We start from the raw sequence: 21,253 nt of genomic DNA on the forward strand, positions 1-21,253 counted from the left end.
TGGGTCTTGTCCGGGGATGCTGCGGCTTTACACGATGCCCGGCCAAAGCTCAACCTGATCTCCCGCATGGCTGCGATGCGGCAAGCGACCGGCTCCGTCCGCAAACTGCCGGCAGTTGAACGATGTTTGATTGAGAAGCGGGTTCGATTGCTCCGGCGTCGCCGCGCTGGAGCAAAGCGGGAGGGCTCGTCTTGCGGGGCGCGGCGAGCCCGATCCGCCTATTCTTCCGGCAGAATGATCTTCTGTCTGGTCGTGCTCTTCACCGGCTTTTCGCCGGGCACATGCGACATGGTGCGGGTCGTGCTTTGCAGGGTGTCACCGTCCGTGCTGGTCTTGGTGCGGGACTTGCTGAACGTGCCCTGGTCCACCGCCTGGGCCTTGGACTGCGCCTTGAGCTTGTCGCCATTGTCGTTGATGTGGGTCTTGCTTTGCGCCTTGCCATCGGTGGTGGCAGCACTTCCGCCCGATCCGATCGACGATGTCGTGCCGCCGTCGGTCCGGCAGGTGCCGGCCGTGCCGACGGAGCTCGCGGATGTGCCGCCGGCCGAAGCGCTTCCCGCCGTCCCGACGGTTCCGGCCGCGTTACACTCCTCGGCAAGAACGGCCGGGCTCGACGCGAGCAGCGCGATCGAGGCGGCTGCGATAAGATTGATGGGTTTCATTGCCGTCTCCTATTTCTTTGGTTTCGTGACCGAACAGGTTCCATCGGACCGTTTGGTGATGACGGTGCCGTCGGGCCGGGTAACGCTTGCCATCGAATAGCTGTCGACGCTTCCCGAGCTCGCCGAGGAGCCGGCGGAGGCCGATGACGAAGAAGAGCTGCTCGAGCCGCCGCCGGTCGTCGTCGATGACGACACTTGCCCGTTGCCGGCCGTCACGGTGGTGGATGTCTCCCCGGACTGCGATTGGACGACGGTGCACGTCGTACCGTCGTCGAGCTTGATCTCTTCCGCCATGATCCGGCCGGCGATCAGAACGAGCGAGGCGGTCAGTGCGATTGTGGAAAACCGGGTCATTGGTTTATCTCCAAGGGGTTTGGCCGGCGCCGTGAAGGGCGCCGGCCGACATTCATTTGCAGTCCTCGGTGCCGGCGGCGTCCTTCTTGACCTGGCCGGGCGCGCAGCCCTTCTTGCCCTGGTTGTCGTGTGAAGTGCCTGCCGCGCTGCTGCCGGTGCCGACCGTGCTGCCGGTCTTGTCTCCGTCCGCAGACGAAGCGCCGGTGCCGACGCTCGAGGCCGAGTTCGCATCGCCCGAGCCTGCGGCGGAGCCGCCGGTGCCGACCGAGCTGCTGGACGTGCCGCCGCCGGCCGATGAGCCGCCGGTGCCGAGCGTCGAAGCAGAGCCTGAGCCGGACCCCGAACCAGCGGCGCTACCGCCGGTGCCGACGGAGCTGCTGGATGTGCCGCCGCCGGCCGACGAGCCGCCGGTGCCGAGCGTCGAGGACGAGCCGGAATTGCAGGTGGTCGTACCGTCGGGGCAGGTGCCGCCGGCAGAGCTGCCACCAGTACCGACAGTGCTGCTCGCAGTTCCGCCGCCTGCCGACGATCCGCCGGTTCCGACCGTGCTCGAAGACTGGGCGAAGCCGGACGCCGCCGTGCCGGCCAGAAGGGCCGCCGCCAATGCCAGATGTGTTACCTTCATCATAGGATATTCCTCCGTTGTTTGTGGTTTGCCGCCGCATCCGCAGTGGATGGACAGCTGAGTGCCAAACGACGGTTCTGCCCGGCTGTTCCTGTCGTCGGACCTCAGTCGGACGAGGTGTCGGACCTTTGGCGGAGCCGTGGAGAGGGGAGCGGACGGTTGCCGCGGCAAGGCCGACCGATGAGCCCTGAAGCGCCGGTGGCCGAAGCCTCTAGGAGACGAGGACGGGTGGGTGGGATGCGTCGTTGCAGACCCGCAGCAAGCTATGCCTCGAGCGGAAACAACCTCAGAAACTGCCGGTCGCCTTCGGGCGAGAAGATAATCGAGCGGCTTTCGGCGGAGCGCCGCGCCCAGCCTTTGTCGAGAAAGCTCGACAGCAGCGCCTTCCCGAGGCTGCCGGCCAGATGGGCCCGCCTTTCGCTCCAGTCGAGGCAGGAGCGGCAGAGCGGACGGCGCGAGGATCGGAGATTGCCGACGTCGATGCCGATGCGGGTGAGATCGCTTTCGCCCTTTTCGGTCAGCGCCAGCCCTTCGCCGACCGCCTCGATCGCGCCCGAGGCGATCAGGCTGTCGAGCATGCGCACACCGTAATCGCCGGCCAGATGATCATAGCAGATGCGCGCCTTGCGCAGTGCCGGTTCCTTCGGACCGGGCCGGTGGCGCAGATGCCCGCGTCCGGCGGCAAAGCCCATCATGCTTTCGATCAGCCGGGCGACGGCCTCGTCGGCCAGCGTGAAATAGCGGTGGCGCCCCTGCTTGCGCTGGGTCAGCAGCCCGCCGGCTTCGAGCTTGGCCAGATGCGTGCTTGCGGTCTGCAGCGTGATGCCGCCGACGCCGGCAAGCTCGGTCGCCGTCAGCGCCCGCCCGCCGCTCAGCGCCGCCAGCATGTTGGCCCGCGCCGGATCGCCGATCAGCGCGCCGATCTGCGCAATGTCAGGTCCTTCCTTCATACTTCGACCGTAACCGAAGCATCGCCGTCGGGCAATGTGCGAAAACGGGGAAGCACAAAGGAGAATCCGATGATTACCTGCTTCATCCGTTATGAAATCGACCCCTTCAAGAAGAAGGCGTTTGCCGAATATGCCCGCAACTGGGGCCAGGCGATCCCGAGCAATGGCGCCGACCTGATCGGCTATTTCGCCCCGCACGAGGGGTCGGCGACGACGGCTTACGGCGTCTATAACATCGAAAGCCTCGCCGCCTACGAGGCGTACCGCGCCCGGCTGGCCGCCGATCCGCTCGGCCGGGAGAATTACGAATTCGCCCGTCGCGAACGCTTTATCCTGAAGGAGGATCGCATCTTCCTGAAAACTGTCTCTGCTCCCCATGCGAAGCTGGTGTTGCCATGATCGCCGTCATCTTCGAAGTCGTGCCCTATATGGGCGAACGCCACAAATATCTCGATCTCGCCGGTGAATTGCGCGCCGAGCTCGAAACGATCGATGGCTTCATCTCGATCGAGCGTTTCGAGAGCCTGACCAACCGCGGCAAGCTGCTGTCGCTGTCCTTCTTCCGCGACGAGGAAGCAGTCAAGGAATGGCGTAACCGTCAAGCCCATCGGGCAGCGCAACAGGCCGGCCGCGGCGGCGTCTTCGCCGATTACCGGCTGCGGATCGCCAGTGTGGTGCGCGATTACGGCATGTTCGAACGCGACGAGGCGCCGGCCGACAGCCGCAGGGTTCATGATGCCGCCTGATGAGGGGAGGGCCGGCGCAATAAATTCCCGAAATCGGTCAGCGCTTCAGGCTTTGGTAACTAAGTTGGGTAACCATAACGGGGAGTTAAGCGTAAAGCGTATGAGTGAGTATCAGAATGGCATCAGTTTTTCCGCTTGCCGACCTCAAGGCTTCCGTCAAGGCGGACTCCTGGGTTGACACGATCATCAAGGGCGACTGCGTGAGCGCCCTTGAAGCCTTGCCCAACCACTCCGTCGACGTGATCTTCGCCGACCCGCCGTATAATCTGCAGCTCGGCGGAACGCTGCATCGTCCCGACCAGTCGCTGGTCGATGCGGTCGACGACGAATGGGATCAGTTCGCTTCCTTCGAAGCCTATGACGCCTTCACCCGCGCCTGGTTGCTCGCCTGCCGGCGTGTCCTCAAGCCGACTGGCTCGATCTGGGTGATCGGCTCCTACCACAATATCTTCCGCGTCGGCGCCACGCTGCAGGATCTGAATTTCTGGATCCTGAACGACATCATCTGGCGCAAGACCAATCCGATGCCGAATTTCAAGGGCCGCCGCTTCCAGAACGCCCATGAGACGATGATCTGGGCGAGCCCCAACGCCAAGGCCAAGGGCTATACCTTCAATTACGATGCGATGAAGGCGGCCAATGACGACGTGCAGATGCGCTCCGACTGGCTCTTCCCGATCTGCAACGGCAATGAGCGGCTGAAGGGCGAGGACGGCAAGAAGGTGCATCCGACCCAGAAGCCGGAAGCGCTGCTCGCCCGTGTCATCATGGCCTCGACCAAGCCAGGCGATATCGTGCTCGATCCCTTCTTCGGCTCGGGAACGACAGGTGCGGTCGCCAAGCGCCTCGGCCGCCACTTCGTCGGCATCGAGCGCGAGCAGGATTACATCGATGCGGCCGCAGCCCGCATCGCCGCCGTCGAGCCGCTGGGGAAGGCGGAGCTGACCGTCATGACCGGCAAGAAGGCGGAGGTCCGCGTCGCCTTCAACGTGCTTGTCGAAAGCGGTCTGATCAAGCCCGGCCAGGTGCTGACCGACGCCAAGCGCCGCTACAGCGCGATCGTGCGCGCCGACGGCACCGTCGCCTCAGGCGGCGAGGCCGGCTCCATTCATCGTCTCGGCGCCAAGGTGCAAGGGCTCGATGCATGCAACGGATGGACCTTCTGGCATTTCGAAGACGGGCAGTCCCTGCGCCCGATCGACGAGCTCAGGTCCGTCATCCGCAGTGATCTGGCAAAGGTGGATTGAGCAGCGCCTTCGCGGGATCGAAATACCTTCTTCCGGTTTCCTCCAGTTGCGGAAGAAGACCAAGGCGCCCGGGGTTCCGACCTCGGGCGTCTTCTATTTCAGCGTCCGGATTGCCTCGTCAAAAGGCCTTGTAGTCGGTGACCTCGACGCGGGTGATGCGGCCGTCTTCATTGAAGGTGATCGTCTCCTCGCCCTCGCGCAGCAGCGGCTTGCCGGTCTGGCTGTGGGTGGCGCGGAGCGACCAGACGGCGCGGCCGGAGAGGGGCGTCAGGTTTTCCACCAGCGAATTCTCGGCCGTCTGATCGGGATAATCGTCGAAATAGCGCCGGAAGGCGGCCATGATCTCGCTGCGCCCGGCAAGGCTGCCGACGCCGTTCGAGACATAGGTCGCGTCCTCGGCGAAATAGCCCTCGATCATCGCGAAATCCAGGGCGTTGATGGCGGCGTGGAAGCGTTCGATTTCTTCTGCAGGGTCGAAGGCCATGGGGCTCAGACCTTCACGCCATGGGCAGCGAGATCGCTGCGCAGTTTATCCGCGCCCGAAAACAGCACGGCGTTCCAGCCGAAGGCCTTGGCGCCTTCGACATTAACAGGCGCGTCGTCGATGAAGATCGTCGCAGCGGGATCGAGGCCGAAGCTCTTCGTATGCGTTTCGTAGATCGCGATGTCAGGCTTGATCAGGCCGATATCGCCGGAAACGGTGACGCCGCGCGGTTTCGTCAGGAAGGGGAAACGCACCTGCGCCTCGCGGAAAGTGTCGGAGGCGAAGTTGGTAAGCATCGTCACGTCACGGCCCTCGTCGATCAGCCCCTCCATGATCGCAACGGTGTCCTCATAGGCGTGCGGCACCATCTCGTGCCAGTATTTGCGGAAGGCGCGGATATGCTCCTCGCGCGTCGGGTGCGCTTCGATCAGCAGCGCTTCGGCCTCCGCCCAGGTGCGGCCGCGGTCCTGCTCGATGTTCCAGTCATGGGTGCAGATATTGGCGAAGAACCAGTTGCGCTCGGCCTCGTCGGGAATGAGGCGGGCGAAGGGAAGATGGGGGTCGTAATGAATAAGGACTTTGCCGATGTCGAAAACGATATGCTTTATTTCGGTGGTCATGTTTATGCCCTGGATGTTTTGAACGCGAGAGGAATAGCCGCTGCGATCGCTTTTTTCATGACGGTCGGCAAGGCCTGCGCTTCAAGATTTGTAACCGGCTCCCACCAGCCGTCATTGGTGCTGACCTTATCGGCGATTGCCGTCCGCCAGATCGACAGCCTGAGCTCGAAATGGGTGAAGATATGAGTGACGGTGCCGCTGGCCTGCCAGGCTGCGGCGAAAGGAGCGGCCGCCGCCGACGTTTCCCCGTCGAGCCGCGCCGTCCAGGCCGTCGTCGGCACCTCGGTCATGCCGCCGAGCAGGCCGCTGTCGGCGCGCCGCCGGAGCAGGATCTCGCCCTCGGCGGTCACCGCGATGAAGGCGGCGCCACGGCGCACCGGCTTCTCCTTCTTCGCCGCCTTGACCGGAAAGAGCTCGGGATCGGACATTTTCAGCGCCTGGCAGGCATCGCGGAACGGACAGAGCGAACAGGCCGGCCGTTTCGGCGTGCAGATCGTCGCTCCGAGATCCATCATCGCCTGGGCGAAATCCCCGGGCCGGCCCGGCGGCGTCAGCAGCGCCACCTTTTCCTTCATCAGCGGCTTGGCGCCGGGAAGCGGCGCTTCGATGGCATAAAGCCTGGAGATCACCCGCTCGACATTGCCGTCCATGACGGCCGCCTGCCGGTTGAAGGCAATGGCCGCGACGGCCGCCGCCGTATAGTCGCCGATCCCGGGGAGCGACTTCAGCCCTTCTTCGGTATCGGGAAAGACGCCGCCATGCTCCCTCGCCACCGCTTCGGCGCATTTCTTCAGGTTGCGGGCGCGCGCGTAATAGCCGAGCCCCGCCCAGGCGGCCATCACCTCGTCGTTCTCGGCGGCGGCGAGATCGGTGACGTCAGGCCAGCGCCGGAGAAATTTCTCGAAATAGGGTTTGACCGCCTGCACCGTGGTCTGCTGCAGCATCACCTCCGACAGCCAGACGCGATAGGGATCGGCGCGGACGCCGCGCGCCGCCATGCCGGGCGAAACGCGCCAGGGCAGGTCGCGGTGATGGCGGTCGTACCAGTCGAGGAGGGGCTTTGCCGAGGGGGTGTCGAGTGTGGTGGTCGTCATGATTTGCCGCGTTGGGGGGAAGTCACTATACTTGGCGAAGCAACGCCGCGCGATCAAGTCGGCCGCACCAATTCGCGGCTCCGTCCAAGGGTTTCGATGAGTTATCCACGCAAAGATGTGAAGCAGATTTCCGAGCTGGCGAACGGGCTGATCGATCCGGTGCTCGCCCGGCGAGCCGGCATCAACACGGCGCTGCTTGGCTCCTGGAGCGAAATCGCCGGCGAGGATTTCGCTGATTGCACCCGGCCGGAAAAAATCGCCTGGGCCCGCGGCGGCGGCGATGACGGCAGCTTTCGGCCCGGCGTGTTGACGATCGCCTGCGAAGGTGCGCGCGCTCTCTTCCTCACCCATGCCCAGGGCGAATTGATCCAGCGCATCAACAGCTTCTTCGGCTTCGCCGCCGTCCATCAGATCCGCATCGTCCAGAAGCCGGTCTCCCAGGCCGTCCGCCGCTCCCGCCCGCCCGCGCCGCTGAAGGGCGAGGCCGCCCGCAAGCTCGAAGGCATGATGGAGGGCATCGAGGGCGACAAACTGCGCCAGGCGATTGAGCGACTGGGGACGGCGGTGATGGGCAAGCGGGCGCGCTAGAGTGGGGTTCTGCCGATCCATGTGGCTCCGTCAGCTGAAGCCATGGATCCCAGGCTCAAGGCCTGGGATGACGGAGAATGAGGAAGCCGATCGGCAAGAGCGCCGACCCCGTCTATCCCTTGGGCCGTGCTTGCAGAGGCCTACGCCGAAAAGCGCCTGGAAGAGCTTCGTCTGGGCGAGAGCGAGACCGTGTCACTGGCCGAGCTGATGACGCGTCATGGCATGGAGAATTGAGTTTCACCGGGCAGCTGAGCGTGAGCTTGAGAAGCTTGGACATGAGGCGGCTCGCCCAATACTCCGGTTTCTCAACGATCGCGTGGCGAGCCTGGACGATCCACAATCCATTGGAGAGGCGCTAAAGGGTCTGAACTCGGGGATTTCTGGAAATATCGCGTTGGCAACTATCGAGTGATCGCAAGCATCGACGATGGGGCCGTTCGTATCCTCGTTGCGCGGGTCGGCAACCGCCGTGACGTCTACCGATGAAATCCGCAAGCAGACAGCTCGCAATTTTTGTCGGGCCGTCCCATCACGGTCACAATTCTTTGAAGGAAGTTGCTGATCAGTGCCTTGTGGGCGGCCGCAAGCCGTTATATCGCACAGTCACGCCGTCAATCTCATTAGTTATGGGGAACCCATGCAGATGTCCGAAATGCAACTGACGAAACGCCGCCTGCTCAGCGGTATTGCCATCGCCGCAGCTGCCGCCGTGCTTGTCGCCTGCAACGACAGCAAGGACGCTGCCGATGCATCGTCTTCCGGCAAGACCATGGCCGACGGCACCAATGTCGATAACATGCAGACGGCGGCCACTTCGGCAGCGGACATGCCGCAGTCCGACGGCGATGTCGATATGGCCGAGGTGCTGAAGCCCGGCGCGCTGCCGGAAATGGCGCTCGGCAAGGCCGACGCCCCGGTCAAGATCGTCGAATACATGTCGATGACCTGCCCGCATTGCGCCCATTTCCACAACACCACCTTCGACACGATCAAGCAGAAATACGTCGATACCGGCAAGGTGCAGTTCATCATCCGCGAATTCCCCTTCGACCCGCGTGCGGCGGCCGCCTTCATGCTCGCCCGCTGCAGTTCCTCCAATCCGGAGCAATTGAGCACGCCGGAACAGTATTTCCCGATGGTCTCAATGCTCTTCAAGCAGCAGCAGGTTTGGGCCGCCGCCGAAGATGGCCGCGCCGCGCTGCTGCAGATGTCGAAGCTTGCCGGATTTACTGAGGATAGCTTCACGAAATGCTTGACGAACCAGAAGCTTCTGGATGAAGTGAACGCCACGCGGGAAAGGGGATCGAAGGATTTCGGCGTTAACGCCACACCAACCTTCCTCATCAATGGCAAGCGCTATTCTGGAGACATGCCGGTTGACACCATGTCGAAGCTCATCGACAGCCTCATCTGAACCGGATCGTTTCGATAAAGCGGGCGACGGCGAAAGCCGTGCGCCCGTTTTTCGTTTTCAGCGCAGTTTGCGGGCGTGGCCCCCTCATCCGCCCTACGGGCACTCATCGGGGTCGAGCCGCGGGTCTCGACCCGTCCTTCGGACCCCCGCTGGGGAGAAGAGGGAATCGAGGCGTTGCGGCACACCCCCTTCGCCCCAGCGGGGAGAAGGTGCCGGCAGGCGGATGAGGGGGCTTCCTGCCGTGGATATTTCCGCATGAAGTTCAACAAGCTGCGCCTCGTCGGCTTCAAATCCTTCGTCGAGCCGACGGAATTCATCATCGAGCGGGGGCTGACCGGCGTCGTCGGGCCGAACGGCTGCGGCAAGTCCAATCTCGTCGAGGCGCTGCGCTGGGTGATGGGCGAGAATTCCTACAAGAACATGCGTGCCTCCGGCATGGACGACGTGATCTTCTCCGGTTCGGGCAACCGGCCGGCCCGCAACACCGCCGAAGTGGCGCTCTATCTCGACAATGGCGAGCGCACCGCGCCGGCCGCCTTCAACGACAGCGACGAGATCCAGGTCACCCGCCGCATCGAGCGTGAACAGGGCTCGCTCTATCGCATCAACGGCAAGGAAAGCCGCGCCAAGGACGTGCAGCTGCTGTTTGCCGATGCCTCCACCGGTGCGCGCTCGCCCTCGATGGTCGGGCAGGGCCGCATCGGCGAGCTGATCCAGGCGAAGCCCCAGGCCCGCCGCCAGCTCCTGGAAGAGGCGGCCGGCATTTCGGGCCTGCATTCGCGCCGCCACGAGGCCGAACTGCGGCTGCGCGCCGCCGAAACCAACCTCGAGCGCCTCGACGACGTCACCGCGCAGCTCGAAGGTCAGATCGAGAGCCTGAAGCGCCAGGCCCGCCAGGCCAATCGCTTCAAGACGCTGTCGGCCGATATCCGCGCCCGCGAGGCGATGCTCCTGCATATCCGCTGGCTGCAGGCCAAGGAGGCCGAGGGCGAGGCCGACAGCGCGCTGAACCAGGCGACATCAATCGTCGCCGAAAAGGCGCAAGCGCAGATGGAGGCGGCCAAGCACCAGGGCATCGCCAGCCTGAAGCTGCCGGAGCTGCGCGAGGGCGAGGCGCGCGCCGCCGCCGCCCTGCAGCGCCTGCAGATCGCCAGAAGCCAGCTGGAGGAGGATGCCGGCCGCATCCTGCGCCGCCGCGACGAGCTGACCCGTCGGCTCGCCCAGCTTGCCGAGGATATCCGCCGCGAGGAGCGGCTGGTGGCCGACAATGCCGTCATTCTCGCCAAGCTCGATGCCGAAGAGGCCGAAATCTCCGACATCCTCGCCGATTCCGGCCGCCATGCCGAGGAGACCCGCGAGGCTTTCGAGGAGGCGGCCGCCAAACTTGCCGACAGCGAGCGTATCTTCACCCAGCTGACGGCCGAGCGCGCGGAAGCCGCTGCCGGCCGCAACCAGCTGGAGCGCGCCATCCGCGATCTCGCCGACCGCCGCATGCGCCTCGAACGCCAGATGCACGAGGCGAACCAGGAACTTGCCGCCATCGGTGAGAAGATATCAGGCCTGCCCGATCCCGACGAGAAACGCGCGATCGTCGAGGCCGGCGAAATCGCTTTCGCCGATGCCGAAGCCGCCGCCCAGGCGGTCGAACAGGCGCTGGCCTCAGCCCGCCAGACTGAGGCGCTGTCGCGCGCCCCGGTCGATCAGGCCCGCTCGGCGGTCAATGCGCTGGAGACCGAGGCCCGCACCATTTCCCGCATGCTCGCAGCCGGTGCGGCCGCCGGCAAATTTTCGCCGGTTGCCGAGGAGCTGAAGGTCGATCGCGGCTTCGAGACGGCGCTGGGGGCCGCCCTCGGCGACGATCTGGAATCGCCGCTCGATGCCGAGGCGCCGGCCCATTGGTCGGAGAATGGCGATGGCGCCACCGATCCCGCGCTTCCCGAGGGCGTCGTGCCGCTCATCGCCCATATCAGCGCACCCGCCGCACTCACCCGCCGGCTGCGCCAGATCGGCCTCGTCGCCGAGGGCGACGCGGGGCGCCTGATGGCGGCGCTGAAGCCCGGCCAGCGGCTGGTGACGAAGGAGGGCGCGGTCTATCGCTGGGACGGTCATGTCACCGGCGCCGATGCCCCGAGCGCTGCCGCGCTGCGCCTGGCCCAGAAGAACCGGCTGACCGAACTCGAAAGCGAGGCGGCGATCGCCCGCGACGTGCTGGCCGAGGCCGAGGAGCGCCAGGCGGCGGCCGCCGAAGCGATCCGCGCCGAGGAGCGCCGGCTTGCCGAAGCCCGCGACATGAGCCGGCTGTCGGCGCGTCATCTCGCCGAGGCGCGCGAGGCGCTTGCCGCCGCCGAGCGGGCTTCCGGCGATCTGATCCGCCGCCGCGATGTTGTCAGCGAGGCCGCCAGCCAGCTGGGCGCGCAGCTGGAAGAGATCGGCGTCCAGGAAGAAAATGCCCGCATCGAGCTGGAGGACGCGCCTGACCTGACCGAGATCGACGAGCGGCTGCGCTTCCAGCAGGCGGAAGTCGCGACCGATCGCGGCACGCTCGCCGAAGCCCGCGCCCGCCATGAAAGCCTTGCCAGGGAAAACGAAGCCAGGCAGCGCCGCATCATGGCGATCGGCCAGGAGCGCGAGACCTGGCGCCAGCGGGCGGCAAGCGGCGAGGATCATGTCGCGACACTGCGCGAGCGCGAGGAAGAGGCGCGCGAAGAGGCGGCCGATCTCGAAATGGCGCCTGACGAATTCGACGACAAGCGCCGTGCTCTGCTGAGCGAATTGCAGAAGGCCGAGGAGGCGCGCCGTCAGGCGGGCGATCTGCTCGCCGAAGCCGAACGCATCCAGCGCGAGGCCGACCACAGGGCGGCGACCGCTCTTTCCGAGCTTGCCGAATACCGCGAACGGCGCGGCCGCGCCGAGGAGCGCCTGGTTTCGGCCCGCGAGAGACGGCACGAAAGCGAAAGCCGCATCCGCGAAGCGCTGAACGTGCCGCCGCATGAGGCGCTGCGGCTCGCCGGCCTGCAGCCGATGCAGGCGCTGCCTGATCCGCGCGAGGTCGAGCGCGAGCTGGAGCGGCTGAAGATGGAGCGCGAACGGCTCGGCGCCGTCAACCTGCGCGCCGACGAGGAGCAGAAGGAGCTGAGCGAGAAGCTCGAAGCGCTGATCAAGGAGCGCGACGACGTCATCGACGCAATCCGCAAGCTGCGCGGCGCCATCCAGAGCCTGAACCGCGAGGGCCGCGAGCGCCTGGTCGCCGCCTTCGACGTCGTCAACGGCCAGTTCCAGCGGCTGTTCACCCATCTTTTCGGCGGCGGCACCGCCGAGCTGCAGCTGATCGAATCCGACGATCCGCTTGAGGCCGGCCTCGAAATCCTGGCGCGGCCGCCCGGCAAGAAACCGCAGACCATGACGCTGCTGTCCGGCGGCGAGCAGGCGCTGACGGCGATGGCGCTGATCTTCGCCGTCTTCCTCACCAACCCGGCGCCGATCTGCGTGCTCGACGAGGTGGACGCGCCGCTCGACGACCACAATGTCGAGCGCTACTGCAACCTGATGGACGAAATGGCGGCTTCCACCGAAACCCGCTTCGTCATCATCACCCATAATCCCATCACCATGGCCCGCATGAACCGCCTCTTCGGCGTCACCATGGCCGAGCAAGGCGTCTCCACCCTCGTCTCCGTCGACCTGCAGACGGCCGAACGCCTGCGCGAGATTGCTTGAGGTCTTGCGGGGAGGCTTGCTCCCAGGCTCAGGGCTCACGTTGATAGAGATTGAGGCACGGAACCGGCAGGAAACGCGGACCGGCAGGAGGCCGCGGACAGAGGGCGCCACCGAATTCGTATTTGCCGATCCGTCGCTGTTTTGCTGCGACTGTCACCCCACCCTCCGTCTTCCTCGGGCTTGACCCGAGGATCCATGCCGCATCCGCCAGGCCGTGGATCCCAGGCTCAAGGCCTGGGATGACGGAGAGGGGGAACGGAGCGGCAGGAGGCGCGCACCGGCAGGAGGCCACGGACAGACAGGAGCGCCGCCGAATTCGTATTTGGCGGTCCGTCGCTGTTTGCCGCGGCTGTCACCCCATCCTCCGTCTTCCTCGGGCCTGACCCGAGGATCCATGCGGCATCCACCAGCGCGAGGCCGTGGATTCCAGGCTCAAGGCCTGGGATGACGGAGACGGGGGAACGGAGCGGCAGGAGGCGCGACCGGAAGGAGGCCACGGACAGACTGGGGGCGGCACCGAATTGGTATTTGGCGGGCCGTCGCTGTTTTGCCGCGGCTGTCACCCCATCCTCCGTCTTCCTCGGGCCTGACCCGAGGATCCATGCGGCATCCACCAGCGCCAGCCTGTGGATCCCAGGCTCAAGGCCTGGGATGACGGAGAGGGGGAACGGAGCGGCAGGAGGCGCGCACCGGCGGAGGCCACGGACGGACTGGGGCGCCACCGAATTCGTATCTGACGGTCCGTCGCTGTTTTGCTGCGGCTGTCACCCCACCCTCCGTCTTCCTCGGGCTTGACCCGAGGATCCATGCGGCATCCACCAGCGCCAGCCTGTGGATCCCAGGCTCAAGGCCTGGGATGACGGAGACGGGGGAACGGAGCGGCAGGAGGCGCGCACCGGCAGGAGGCTAGCAAGTAACCGGAGGCGCGCACCGGCAGGAGGCCACGGACAGACTGGGGCGCCACCGAATTCGTATTTGGCGATCCGTCGCTGTTTTGCTGCGGCTATTACCCCACCCTCCGTCTTCCTCGGGCCTGACCCGAGGATCCATGCGGCATCCACCAGCGCCAGCCTGTGGATCCCAGGCTCAAGGCCTAAGATGACGGAGACGGGGGAACGGAGCGGCAGGAGGCGCGACCGGCAGGAGGCCAAGGACAGACTGGGGCGCCACCGAATTCGTATTTGGCGGTCCGTCGCTGTTTTGCTGCGGCTGTCACCCCATCCGCCAGCGCCAGCCCGTGGATCCCAGGCTCAAGGCCTGGGATGACGGAGATGGAGGAAACGGAGCGGCAGGAGGCGCGGACCGGGGCTGACAGCGGACCGCTGCAATAGTTGCTCAGCCCGCCGAGGCGGCCTGAAAGACCGCCAGCTGCGCGGCGAAGGCGCGTTGATAGGCCGGCCGCGCTTCGGCGCGGGCGACATAGGCGGCGAGGCTCGGATATTCGTCCAGGATGGTGGTTGATTTCAGCCGCAGCAGCACCGTCACCATCAGCAGGTCGCCGGCGCTGAAGGCGCCGTCGAGCCAGTCGGCATCGCCAAGCCGGGCCGCAAGGCTGCCGAGCCTCTTGCGGATGCTGCCCTCGAGGGCATGCAGGCGCTGTTCGTACCAGGGCTGATCGCGCTCCAAAATCCTCGCGAGGCTGTGATCGAAGATCGGCGGCTCCACCGTGTTGAGCGCGGCAAACATCCAGGCAATCGCCCGCGCCCGGCCAATGGCATCTTCCGGCAGCAGGACGCCGTGACGCTCGGCGATATGAAGGACGATCGCGCCGGACTCGAACAAGGTGAGATCACCCTCCTCATAGGTGGGGATCTGCCCGAAAGGCTGACGGGCCAGATGCGCCGGCTGCTTCATCGTCTCGAACGAGACAAGGCGAACCTCATAGGGCTGTCCCGCTTCCTCGAGCGCCCAGCGAACCCGCATGTCGCGCGCCAGGCCGCGGCCGCGATCGGGCGAACGTTCAAAGGCGGTAATGGTGATCGTCATCGTTTTCTCCGTAGCTTATCCGTCTTGAAGACGTTCGGCGAGCCGGCGTTCCGACATCGATGTTCGGGATCGTCCCGCGGCACAGCTTTACCGGGTCAGAACAGGCGGTCGGCAAAGCGGTCGGCCTCCCAGGTCTTGAGAAAAGCCGCCTGCCGCTCAATCCAGCCGACGGCATTGCTTCCCCATTCGTTCGCGCGGCTCGCATATTCGCCCATCAGCCAGAAATGGCGGACGATCACGAACCGGATCGCGGCTTCATAATCCTGCGGCGCGATCGGCCGGATGTCGCGATATCCGTCGATGAAGGCGGTCCACATGGGGGTCAATGCCCGGCCAAAGGATACTTTCGCCCAGAGAAAAACCGACAGATCGTAGGCGAGATATCCGGGCCCGCCGTCGTCAAAGTCGAAAAAGACCGCTTCTCCCGCGTCATTGATGCGGGCGTTGAAGCCGTGGCAGTCGCCGTGGCAGTGAATCCAGCTCAGATTTTCGCATGTTTCGATCGCCTTTGCGGTGCGCGCGGCGATGCTTTCCAACTCGCGTAGAATGCCCGCGTCTTCGACGACGCGGCTATCGCGGATCTGTGCGCAAGGGCGATGCAGCAGATGCTCGAGGTCGAGCCGATAGGCCGCGCCCTCGGACGAAAATGTCTGCGCCGCATTATGGATCAGGGCAAGCGTCCTGCCATTGGCCCGGGCATCGCCTGCGTCCGTTGCGTCGGGCTCGCGGCCGGAAATTTCCCGGAAGAGCACGCCCTCACGCGGCCCCTCCGGCGTCTGTGCCTGCAGGAAGAAGGCGCCATCGCGCGTCGGCATGGTCGCGGCGACCGGCACGCCTGCCTGCCAGAGATGCGTGATGAAAGCCGTTTCGGTTTTGACGTCGGCCGGACCGCGGCTGCGGCGATGCGAAAGCCGGAACACATAGCGCTCGCCGTTGCCGTCGATGACAAGATAGGTGTCGTTGAGGCCGCGGTTGAGCAGGCGGCAGTCGACCGGTCCGGCGAGGCCATAGTGCTTGTCGATGAACCGCCCGATCGTCTCGATCCTGGGAGTGGAATATTGCGGTTCAAAATCGAGCATCTGGAGGTCCCATGGTGGAATCTGGAGAGACCTGGGAAGATAAGGTATTTTGCGGCGGCTGCAACGCTTGATTGTGATAGGCCCCGTCGCCGGATCGCCCGCTGCTGCGATCGAAGGGTGCGGGTGTGTCGCCGGAAGACCGGTCTCCGGCCTGGGAACGGCCGTCGTCCGATGGCGGATGACCCCGGTCGGGACCCGACGGTGAGCCCGGACTGCGAACAAGTGACGTGCAATTTTCGCGCATTCGGCGATAAACACCAAAAAAGGTCGGCTGTCTTGCGGCCTGTACCCCATTTGGGTGATGCTCTTTTCCGTGACTTGCATTAGAAGTTGTTTCAACGCAACCTGAGTTCTTTGCTGAAAAGCGGGGCGGTCAAAGTTGCGGTTTGCCGAATATGCGATGCGCTTTCCGGTTAGAGGGCATAGACCCGGAAAGCTGTTTGCGCGATCCCTGGAAATGCGAAGCAGTTTCTGAGGAATTGCGGAAAACAAGGATCGGAACGGTTCCGGGAACCGTTCCGGGTTGAGGGACCCCCCGTCCGGTTTTCCTGGCCGGACGGAAACAAGGCTTTGCGGGACATTGTTGCAGTCCCGCAAAGCTTTTTTTATGCGCTCCGATATTCAATCGTTTCTATCACCCTCAGTCCCCATATTTATTGTGCGGCGCAGCATTTTTGCCGCATTTGTCGATTTTCATTTCAACTCCAAGGCATTAAGCTGAGCTCTCAGGCTGCTGGCAGTGTTTGCTGAACTTCTCCTTCGTCACGCTCGGGCTTGTCCCGAGCATCTGCAGCCAGTTGATATGGTGCAGATCCTCGGCACAAGGCCGAGGGTGACGCCGAGGGAGCAAGACATGCCACAGCCGAGGGATCGAGCTGATCCCGATCTGGTGTTGGGGGGAAGATGACCAAGTGGGTCTATAGGTTCGGCGACGGACAGGCTGAGGGTGGCGCGCGCGACCACGAGATCCTCGGCGGCAAGGGCGCCAATCTTGCAGAAATGTGCGCTCTCGGCCTTCCGGTTCCGCCGGGATTGACGATCGTCAGCAGCGCCTGCAACACCTATTACCAGAATGGCGGCCATATCGAGGACGAGCTGAAGACCGAGATACGGGCCGGCATATCGGCGATCGAGGCGATCACCGGCCGCCATTTCGGCTCCACCAGCCAGCCGCTGCTGCTTTCGGTGCGCTCCGGCGCCCGCGTCTCGATGCCGGGCATGATGGACACCGTGCTCAATCTCGGCCTCAACGACGAGACGGTGCAGGCGCTCGGCCACGATGCCGGCGACGCCCGTTTTGCCTGGGACAGCTACCGCCGCTTCATCCAGATGTATGCCGATGTCGTCATGGGCCTCGGCAACGACGCCTTCGAGGAGATCCTCGAGGACGAGAAGGCCAGGCTCGGCCACGAATTCGATACCGAACTTGGCGCCACCGAGTGGCAGCATGTCGTCTCGCTCTACAAAAAGCTGATCGAGGAGGAACTCGAGCAGGAATTCCCGCAGGATCCGGAAGTCCAGCTCTGGGGCGCGGTCGGCGCGGTCTTTTCCAGCTGGATGAGCGCACGCGCCGTCACCTATCGTCACCTCCACAATATTCCGGAAGGCTGGGGCACGGCGGTCAACATCCAGGCCATGGTCTTCGGCAATCTCGGCAATGCCTCGGCGACCGGCGTCGCCTTCACCCGCAATCCCTCGACCGGCGAGAAGGCGCTTTACGGCGAATTCCTGGTCAATGCACAGGGCGAGGATGTCGTTGCCGGCATCCGCACGCCGCACAGCATCACCGAGGAAGGACGGCTTTCCTCCGGCTCCGACAAGCCGTCTATGGAAAAGCTGATGCCGGAGGCCTTCCACGAGCTCTCGCGCATCTGCACCGAGCTCGAGACCCATTACCGCGACATGCAGGATATCGAATTCACCATCGAGCGCGGCAGGCTGTGGATGCTGCAGACCCGCGCCGGCAAGCGCTCGACCCGGGCGGCGATGAAGATTGCCGTCGACATGGTCGACGAAGGGGTGATCACCGAGGAGGAGGCGGTGCTGCGCATCGAGCCATCGAGCCTCGACCAGCTCTTACATCCCACCATCGATCCGCGTGTTTCCCGCCAGGTGATCGGCGCCGGCCTGCCGGCCTCGCCGGGGGCGGCGACTGGCGCCATCGTCTTCACCGCCGAAGAGGCGGTCGAGGCGGAGGCCGAGGGCCGCAAGGTCATCCTGCTTAGGGTCGAGACCAGCCCGGAGGATATTCACGGCATGCATGCCGCCGAAGGCATCCTGACGACGCGCGGCGGCATGACCAGTCATGCGGCGGTCGTCGCCCGCGGCATGGGCATTCCCTGCGTCGTCGGCGCCGGCACCATGCGTATCGATCAACGCAACGAGCGGCTGCTCGGCATCGGCGTGACGCTGAAGAAGGGCGATATCATCACCATCGACGGTTCGGCCGGCCAGGTGCTGAAGGGCGAAGTGCCGATGATCCAGCCGGAGCTGTCGGGCGATTTCGGCCGCATCATGGGTTGGGCCGACCGGGCGCGCCGCATGACGGTGCGCACCAATGCCGATACGCCGGCCGATGCGCGCGCCGCCCGCTCCTTCGGCGCCGAAGGCATCGGCCTTTGCCGCACCGAGCACATGTTCTTCGAGGGCGAACGCATCCATGTCATGCGCGAGATGATCCTGGCCGAGGATGAGAAGGGCAGGCGACGGGCGCTCGACAAGCTCCTGCCGATGCAGCGCTCCGATTTCACCGGCCTCTTCACCGTCATGCACGGCCTGCCGGTGACGATCCGCCTCCTCGATCCGCCGCTGCACGAATTCCTGCCGAAGACCGACGAGGAGGTGGCCGAGGTCGCCGCCGCCATGGGCATGGAGGCGCTGGCGCTGCGCCAGCGCGTCGATGCGCTGCACGAGTTCAACCCGATGCTCGGCCATCGCGGCTGCCGGCTGGCGATCTCCTATCCCGAGATCGTCGAGATGCAGGCGCGCGCCATTTTCGAGGCGGCGGTGGCCGCCGCGCACGAGGCCGGGGCCGCCGTCGTGCCCGAGATCATGGTGCCGCTCGTCGGCCTGCGTTCCGAGCTCGATTACGTCAAGGCCTGCATCGACGCCATCGCCGGCAATGTCATGCGCGAGGCCGGCATGAAGATCGATTATCTCGTCGGCACGATGATCGAACTGCCGCGCGCCGCGCTGCGGGCTCACGTGATTGCCGAAGCCGCCGAATTCTTCTCCTTCGGCACCAACGACCTGACGCAAACCACTTTCGGCATCTCGCGCGACGATGCCTCGGCCTTCATTCCCACCTATCAGCGCAAGGGCATTATCGAGCACGATCCCTTCATCTCGCTCGATTTCGACGGGGTGGGGGAGCTGATCAGCATCGCCGCCGAGCGCGGCCGGCGCACCCGCAACGACATGAAGCTCGGCATCTGCGGCGAACATGGCGGCGACCCGGCCTCGATCCGCTTCTGCGAGACGATCGGCCTCGACTACGTCTCCTGCTCGCCCTTCCGCGTGCCGATCGCACGGCTGGCGGCGGCCCAGGCGGTGATTGCGGAAAGCAGGTAACGCGGCTTAGTAACGATACCGCCAGCGATCGTGGTAGATATAGGGCCCGTTCAGATCCCAGGCCATGCGGTTCATCATTTCGGCACTCTGCGCCCGCGATTCGGCGCGGCGGTCGAGATCGATTCGCTGCAGGCAGGTGGCAAAGCCATCGGTGCCGCGGCGGAAACCATAGCTCAGGCATTGCCGCTCATCCGCCGCCCGCTGCTCCTCCGGCGTCATCGTCTGACAGGCGGAAAGCCCGGCGGTCACGGCGACGAGGGTGAGGAGGAGGGGGAGGCGCATCGGGGTGGTCCTTGCTTTTCCCTGAGGAAATGCCATTCGGGCGAGGGCGTCAAGTGACAGACCTCTCGTCCCTTGCGAGTCGGCCTGGGCCGTGACTGACCTGTTTTCGCTAGCGTATGGGACGATCTCTATCTTACGCTGTGGCGATGCCAGCTGCGTCTTCTGCAGCGCCAGCCGCATGGATCCCAGGGTCAAGCCCTGGGATGACGGAGGAGAGGTGGTGCCTGGCTTCATAAGTCCGCCCGCGCGGAAGCAAGGTGGTGCCGCGACGCGTCGGCTGAGCAGTGGTGAGGAGCTACGGCAATTGCGGCGGGGCGAAAGCGACGCCGGATAAGCTGCACCGGCCGTGCGTTTGGCAACATCGCCAGCCCCACACTCCGTCATCCCAGGGCCTGACCCTGGGATCCACAGCCAAGCGCGCGGTTTCAATTGTTCCCCTGCGGGTCTTCGCTCTTCCCGGATGCCCCTGGGATAACGGAGGAGAGGTTGGTGCCCGGCTCCATCGCCTCAGCCGCGGCAATGAAGCGATGGCAAAAGTGACGACGCTCGCCCGGGAGTTAGGCGACAAAGCCACCCCACACTCCGTCATCCCAGGGCTTGACCCTGGGATCCACAACCAGGCACGCGGCGTCAATTACTTACGAGAAGAACGAGAGTTAGGATAACCTCCTCGCCACCTTCACGCCGCCCCGGCCGGATCCCCGATCGGCAGCAGTGCCGGATCGAGCGGCGGGTCTTGCGGGTTTTTGGTATCGCCCGGGTCCTGGGCTAGCGTCAGTGGCGGTTTTTCCTGGATGCGGTCGGGGATGCCCGGCGTCGGTGTCGGGCCGCGCGGTGTGTCGGTCGTCGGTGTCGGGATCGGATCTCGGTTCGGCATGATCGCCTCCTTTTCCAGAAGGGAACGGCACGCCCGGCAGATGGTTCCACTTTCGCCGCCGGCGATTCCTCTGTATGAGGGGCCTGAAAATATTGGAACGAGCATGGCCATCCGCGATCGATTTTCGAAGAAACTGAACTGCCCGCAATGCGGCAATGCGGGTTTTGCCGAGGCCTCGGAGATCGATGATCCCAAGCGCAAGCACCCGGATTTCCAGGTCGATCAGCTGCCGCGCGGCTTTGGCGTGCAGCGGGCTTCCAACCACCAGGAAAGCTTCATGATCAAATGCGAATGCGGACGCAAATTTCCCTTCCGCAGCCTGGCGGAAGCCGCAGCCGAGCGGCGCTAGAGATCTCGGTCGAGCTTAGATCCGCTCCAGCACCTCGATGAAGGCATCGGCGAAGCGCACGAGATGGGTGGTCTCCTCGTCGGGCGCCTGCATGCGGATCTCGGTGCCGTTGGCGTCGAGCAGCGCCAGCACGACGCGCATGCTTTCGCCATCGGGAATGCGCAGCACGGCGATGCGGCGGCAATCCTCGATCAGGCCGCCGGCCGGCAGATCGAACAGCAGTTCGCCGCCGGCACGGTTCGCCGCCTGGCGCACCGCCTCGCAGAAGCCGGCATCGCCGCCGGCATAACCTTCGAGCGAAAGTTCGAGCTCGACGAGCTCCATCGGCAGCATCGGCTCGGTGTGGTCGATCCCGCCAAGCGCAGACGCCTGCGGCCTTGCTGCTATCTCGGGTGCAATCATCCCGGCTCTCCTGTGCATGACCTTGGAGATGAAACCGCGCCAGAATGGCCTTTTTTTGCCATATCAGCAAGGGCTTATGAATTGGCCTTCTGCCGTCATCGTAGATTCCAGCGGATATGCTTGCGACAACAGTTTCAATTCAGCCGAATCTTGGCCAGATCCGAATGATTTCAGGCCGGACCGGCCTAAAATCTGAATCCGGATCTA

General features: G+C 64.7%; 21 protein-coding genes. 9 read left to right on the forward strand and 12 right to left on the reverse strand.

Annotated features, from left to right (window positions below; translation table 11 throughout):
• Positions 1-218: 218 nt before the first annotated feature.
• From J0663_RS13620 to J0663_RS13635, 4 genes are all read right to left on the reverse strand, one after another.
• The gene (locus J0663_RS13620; RefSeq protein WP_207240840.1) at positions 219-662 is read right to left on the reverse strand and encodes a hypothetical protein; all 444 of its coding nucleotides are present in this window, start codon (positions 660-662) and stop codon (positions 219-221) included.
• 9 nt (positions 663-671) lie between these two features.
• Complete coding sequence (locus tag J0663_RS13625; protein ID WP_207240841.1) at positions 672-1,016, reverse strand: hypothetical protein; 345 nt, start codon at positions 1,014-1,016, stop codon at positions 672-674.
• A gap of 52 nt (positions 1,017-1,068) precedes the next feature.
• The gene (locus J0663_RS13630) at positions 1,069-1,644 is read right to left on the reverse strand and encodes a hypothetical protein (protein ID WP_207240842.1); all 576 of its coding nucleotides are present in this window, start codon (positions 1,642-1,644) and stop codon (positions 1,069-1,071) included.
• Positions 1,645-1,904: 260 nt separating this feature from the next.
• Complete coding sequence (locus J0663_RS13635; RefSeq protein WP_207240843.1) at positions 1,905-2,591, reverse strand: ArsR/SmtB family transcription factor; 687 nt, start codon at positions 2,589-2,591, stop codon at positions 1,905-1,907.
• A 69-nt stretch (positions 2,592-2,660) separates the two neighbouring features.
• Between J0663_RS13635 and J0663_RS13640 the strand changes: the two genes are divergently transcribed.
• The 3 genes from J0663_RS13640 (at position 2,661) to J0663_RS13650 (ending at position 4,584) form a co-directional block, all read left to right on the forward strand.
• A complete protein-coding gene (locus J0663_RS13640) occupies positions 2,661-2,990 on the forward strand; it encodes an NIPSNAP family protein (RefSeq protein ID WP_207240844.1) in 330 nt (109 codons plus the stop codon).
• The gene (locus J0663_RS13645; RefSeq protein ID WP_207240845.1) at positions 2,987-3,337 is read left to right on the forward strand and encodes an antibiotic biosynthesis monooxygenase family protein; all 351 of its coding nucleotides are present in this window, start codon (positions 2,987-2,989) and stop codon (positions 3,335-3,337) included. The genes J0663_RS13640 and J0663_RS13645 overlap by 4 nt, the downstream gene beginning before the upstream one ends.
• A 116-nt stretch (positions 3,338-3,453) precedes the next feature.
• Complete coding sequence (locus tag J0663_RS13650; protein ID WP_064706395.1) at positions 3,454-4,584, forward strand: site-specific DNA-methyltransferase; 1,131 nt, start codon at positions 3,454-3,456, stop codon at positions 4,582-4,584.
• Between the two features lie 118 nt (positions 4,585-4,702).
• Here the strand turns inward: J0663_RS13650 and J0663_RS13655 are convergent, their stop codons facing one another.
• From J0663_RS13655 to mutY, 3 genes are read right to left on the reverse strand one after another with little or no spacing between them, the layout of a single operon-like run.
• Positions 4,703-5,068: a nuclear transport factor 2 family protein gene (locus tag J0663_RS13655; RefSeq protein ID WP_207240846.1), complete on the reverse strand. Its 366-nt coding sequence runs from the start codon at positions 5,066-5,068 to the stop codon at positions 4,703-4,705.
• A gap of 5 nt (positions 5,069-5,073) precedes the next feature.
• The gene (locus J0663_RS13660; protein WP_207240847.1) at positions 5,074-5,688 is read right to left on the reverse strand and encodes an HAD family hydrolase; all 615 of its coding nucleotides are present in this window, start codon (positions 5,686-5,688) and stop codon (positions 5,074-5,076) included.
• 2 nt (positions 5,689-5,690) lie between these two features.
• Positions 5,691-6,782, reverse strand: a complete 1,092-nt coding sequence (mutY, locus tag J0663_RS13665; protein ID WP_207240848.1) for an A/G-specific adenine glycosylase — start codon at positions 6,780-6,782, stop codon at positions 5,691-5,693.
• 96 nt (positions 6,783-6,878) lie between these two features.
• Between mutY and J0663_RS13670 the strand changes: the two genes are divergently transcribed.
• The 4 genes from J0663_RS13670 (at position 6,879) to J0663_RS13685 (ending at position 12,501) form a co-directional block, all read left to right on the forward strand.
• Complete coding sequence (locus J0663_RS13670; RefSeq protein WP_207240849.1) at positions 6,879-7,370, forward strand: DUF721 domain-containing protein; 492 nt, start codon at positions 6,879-6,881, stop codon at positions 7,368-7,370.
• 339 nt (positions 7,371-7,709) lie between these two features.
• Positions 7,710-7,856, forward strand: a complete 147-nt coding sequence (locus J0663_RS31240; protein ID WP_246590403.1) for a type II toxin-antitoxin system RelE family toxin — start codon at positions 7,710-7,712, stop codon at positions 7,854-7,856.
• A 157-nt stretch (positions 7,857-8,013) separates the two neighbouring features.
• The gene (locus J0663_RS13680; protein WP_375337198.1) at positions 8,014-8,784 is read left to right on the forward strand and encodes a DsbA family protein; all 771 of its coding nucleotides are present in this window, start codon (positions 8,014-8,016) and stop codon (positions 8,782-8,784) included.
• Positions 8,785-9,039: 255 nt separating this feature from the next.
• A complete protein-coding gene (locus J0663_RS13685) occupies positions 9,040-12,501 on the forward strand; it encodes a chromosome segregation SMC family protein (protein WP_207240851.1) in 3,462 nt (1,153 codons plus the stop codon).
• 1,335 nt (positions 12,502-13,836) lie between these two features.
• On the opposite strand, the gene J0663_RS13690 is transcribed toward J0663_RS13685, so the two are convergent.
• Both J0663_RS13690 and J0663_RS13695 read right to left on the reverse strand, forming a co-directional pair.
• Positions 13,837-14,487: a glutathione S-transferase family protein gene (locus J0663_RS13690; protein WP_207240852.1), complete on the reverse strand. Its 651-nt coding sequence runs from the start codon at positions 14,485-14,487 to the stop codon at positions 13,837-13,839.
• 95 nt (positions 14,488-14,582) lie between these two features.
• Positions 14,583-15,566, reverse strand: a complete 984-nt coding sequence (locus tag J0663_RS13695; RefSeq protein WP_207240853.1) for a phosphotransferase enzyme family protein — start codon at positions 15,564-15,566, stop codon at positions 14,583-14,585.
• Between the two features lie 903 nt (positions 15,567-16,469).
• Here J0663_RS13695 and ppdK point away from each other — a divergent pair.
• Complete coding sequence (ppdK, locus tag J0663_RS13700) at positions 16,470-19,136, forward strand: pyruvate, phosphate dikinase (RefSeq protein WP_207240854.1); 2,667 nt, start codon at positions 16,470-16,472, stop codon at positions 19,134-19,136.
• 6 nt (positions 19,137-19,142) lie between these two features.
• On the opposite strand, the gene J0663_RS13705 is transcribed toward ppdK, so the two are convergent.
• Complete coding sequence (locus tag J0663_RS13705; RefSeq protein WP_207240855.1) at positions 19,143-19,418, reverse strand: hypothetical protein; 276 nt, start codon at positions 19,416-19,418, stop codon at positions 19,143-19,145.
• A 679-nt stretch (positions 19,419-20,097) separates the two neighbouring features.
• Positions 20,098-20,295 (reverse strand): hypothetical protein, encoded by a 198-nt coding sequence (locus J0663_RS13710; RefSeq protein WP_207240856.1) that lies wholly within the window; start codon positions 20,293-20,295, stop codon positions 20,098-20,100.
• A 103-nt stretch (positions 20,296-20,398) separates the two neighbouring features.
• On the opposite strand from J0663_RS13710, the gene J0663_RS13715 reads away from it, so the two are divergent.
• On the forward strand, positions 20,399-20,644 hold the full coding sequence (locus J0663_RS13715; RefSeq protein WP_064706406.1) for a hypothetical protein: 246 nt from the start codon (positions 20,399-20,401) through the stop codon (positions 20,642-20,644).
• A 15-nt stretch (positions 20,645-20,659) separates the two neighbouring features.
• Here the strand turns inward: J0663_RS13715 and J0663_RS13720 are convergent, their stop codons facing one another.
• On the reverse strand, positions 20,660-21,046 hold the full coding sequence (locus J0663_RS13720) for a hypothetical protein (RefSeq protein WP_207240857.1): 387 nt from the start codon (positions 21,044-21,046) through the stop codon (positions 20,660-20,662).
• Positions 21,047-21,253: the final 207 nt, after the last annotated feature.

The organism is Rhizobium lentis, from assembly GCF_017352135.1.
Lineage (GTDB): Bacteria > Pseudomonadota > Alphaproteobacteria > Rhizobiales > Rhizobiaceae > Rhizobium > Rhizobium lentis.

Coding starts and splice junctions, on each gene's coding strand:
- J0663_RS13630 (WP_207240842.1), bottom strand. CDS start 1,644: ATGATGAAGGTAACACATCTGGCATTGGCGGCGGCCCTTCTGGCCGGC.
- J0663_RS13620 (WP_207240840.1), bottom strand. CDS start 662: ATGAAACCCATCAATCTTATCGCAGCCGCCTCGATCGCGCTGCTCGCG.
- J0663_RS13670 (WP_207240849.1), top strand. CDS start 6,879: ATGAGTTATCCACGCAAAGATGTGAAGCAGATTTCCGAGCTGGCGAAC.
- J0663_RS13720 (WP_207240857.1), bottom strand. CDS start 21,046: ATGATTGCACCCGAGATAGCAGCAAGGCCGCAGGCGTCTGCGCTTGGC.
- J0663_RS13715 (WP_064706406.1), top strand. CDS start 20,399: ATGGCCATCCGCGATCGATTTTCGAAGAAACTGAACTGCCCGCAATGC.
- J0663_RS13695 (WP_207240853.1), bottom strand. CDS start 15,566: ATGCTCGATTTTGAACCGCAATATTCCACTCCCAGGATCGAGACGATC.
- J0663_RS13660 (WP_207240847.1), bottom strand. CDS start 5,688: ATGACCACCGAAATAAAGCATATCGTTTTCGACATCGGCAAAGTCCTT.
- J0663_RS13635 (WP_207240843.1), bottom strand. CDS start 2,591: ATGAAGGAAGGACCTGACATTGCGCAGATCGGCGCGCTGATCGGCGAT.
- ppdK (WP_207240854.1), top strand. CDS start 16,470: ATGACCAAGTGGGTCTATAGGTTCGGCGACGGACAGGCTGAGGGTGGC.
- J0663_RS13650 (WP_064706395.1), top strand. CDS start 3,454: ATGGCATCAGTTTTTCCGCTTGCCGACCTCAAGGCTTCCGTCAAGGCG.
- J0663_RS13655 (WP_207240846.1), bottom strand. CDS start 5,068: ATGGCCTTCGACCCTGCAGAAGAAATCGAACGCTTCCACGCCGCCATC.
- J0663_RS13640 (WP_207240844.1), top strand. CDS start 2,661: ATGATTACCTGCTTCATCCGTTATGAAATCGACCCCTTCAAGAAGAAG.
- mutY (WP_207240848.1), bottom strand. CDS start 6,782: ATGACGACCACCACACTCGACACCCCCTCGGCAAAGCCCCTCCTCGAC.
- J0663_RS13705 (WP_207240855.1), bottom strand. CDS start 19,418: ATGCGCCTCCCCCTCCTCCTCACCCTCGTCGCCGTGACCGCCGGGCTT.
- J0663_RS13690 (WP_207240852.1), bottom strand. CDS start 14,487: ATGACGATCACCATTACCGCCTTTGAACGTTCGCCCGATCGCGGCCGC.
- J0663_RS13710 (WP_207240856.1), bottom strand. CDS start 20,295: ATGCCGAACCGAGATCCGATCCCGACACCGACGACCGACACACCGCGC.
- J0663_RS13685 (WP_207240851.1), top strand. CDS start 9,040: ATGAAGTTCAACAAGCTGCGCCTCGTCGGCTTCAAATCCTTCGTCGAG.
- J0663_RS13625 (WP_207240841.1), bottom strand. CDS start 1,016: ATGACCCGGTTTTCCACAATCGCACTGACCGCCTCGCTCGTTCTGATC.
- J0663_RS13680 (WP_375337198.1), top strand. CDS start 8,014: ATGTCCGAAATGCAACTGACGAAACGCCGCCTGCTCAGCGGTATTGCC.
- J0663_RS13645 (WP_207240845.1), top strand. CDS start 2,987: ATGATCGCCGTCATCTTCGAAGTCGTGCCCTATATGGGCGAACGCCAC.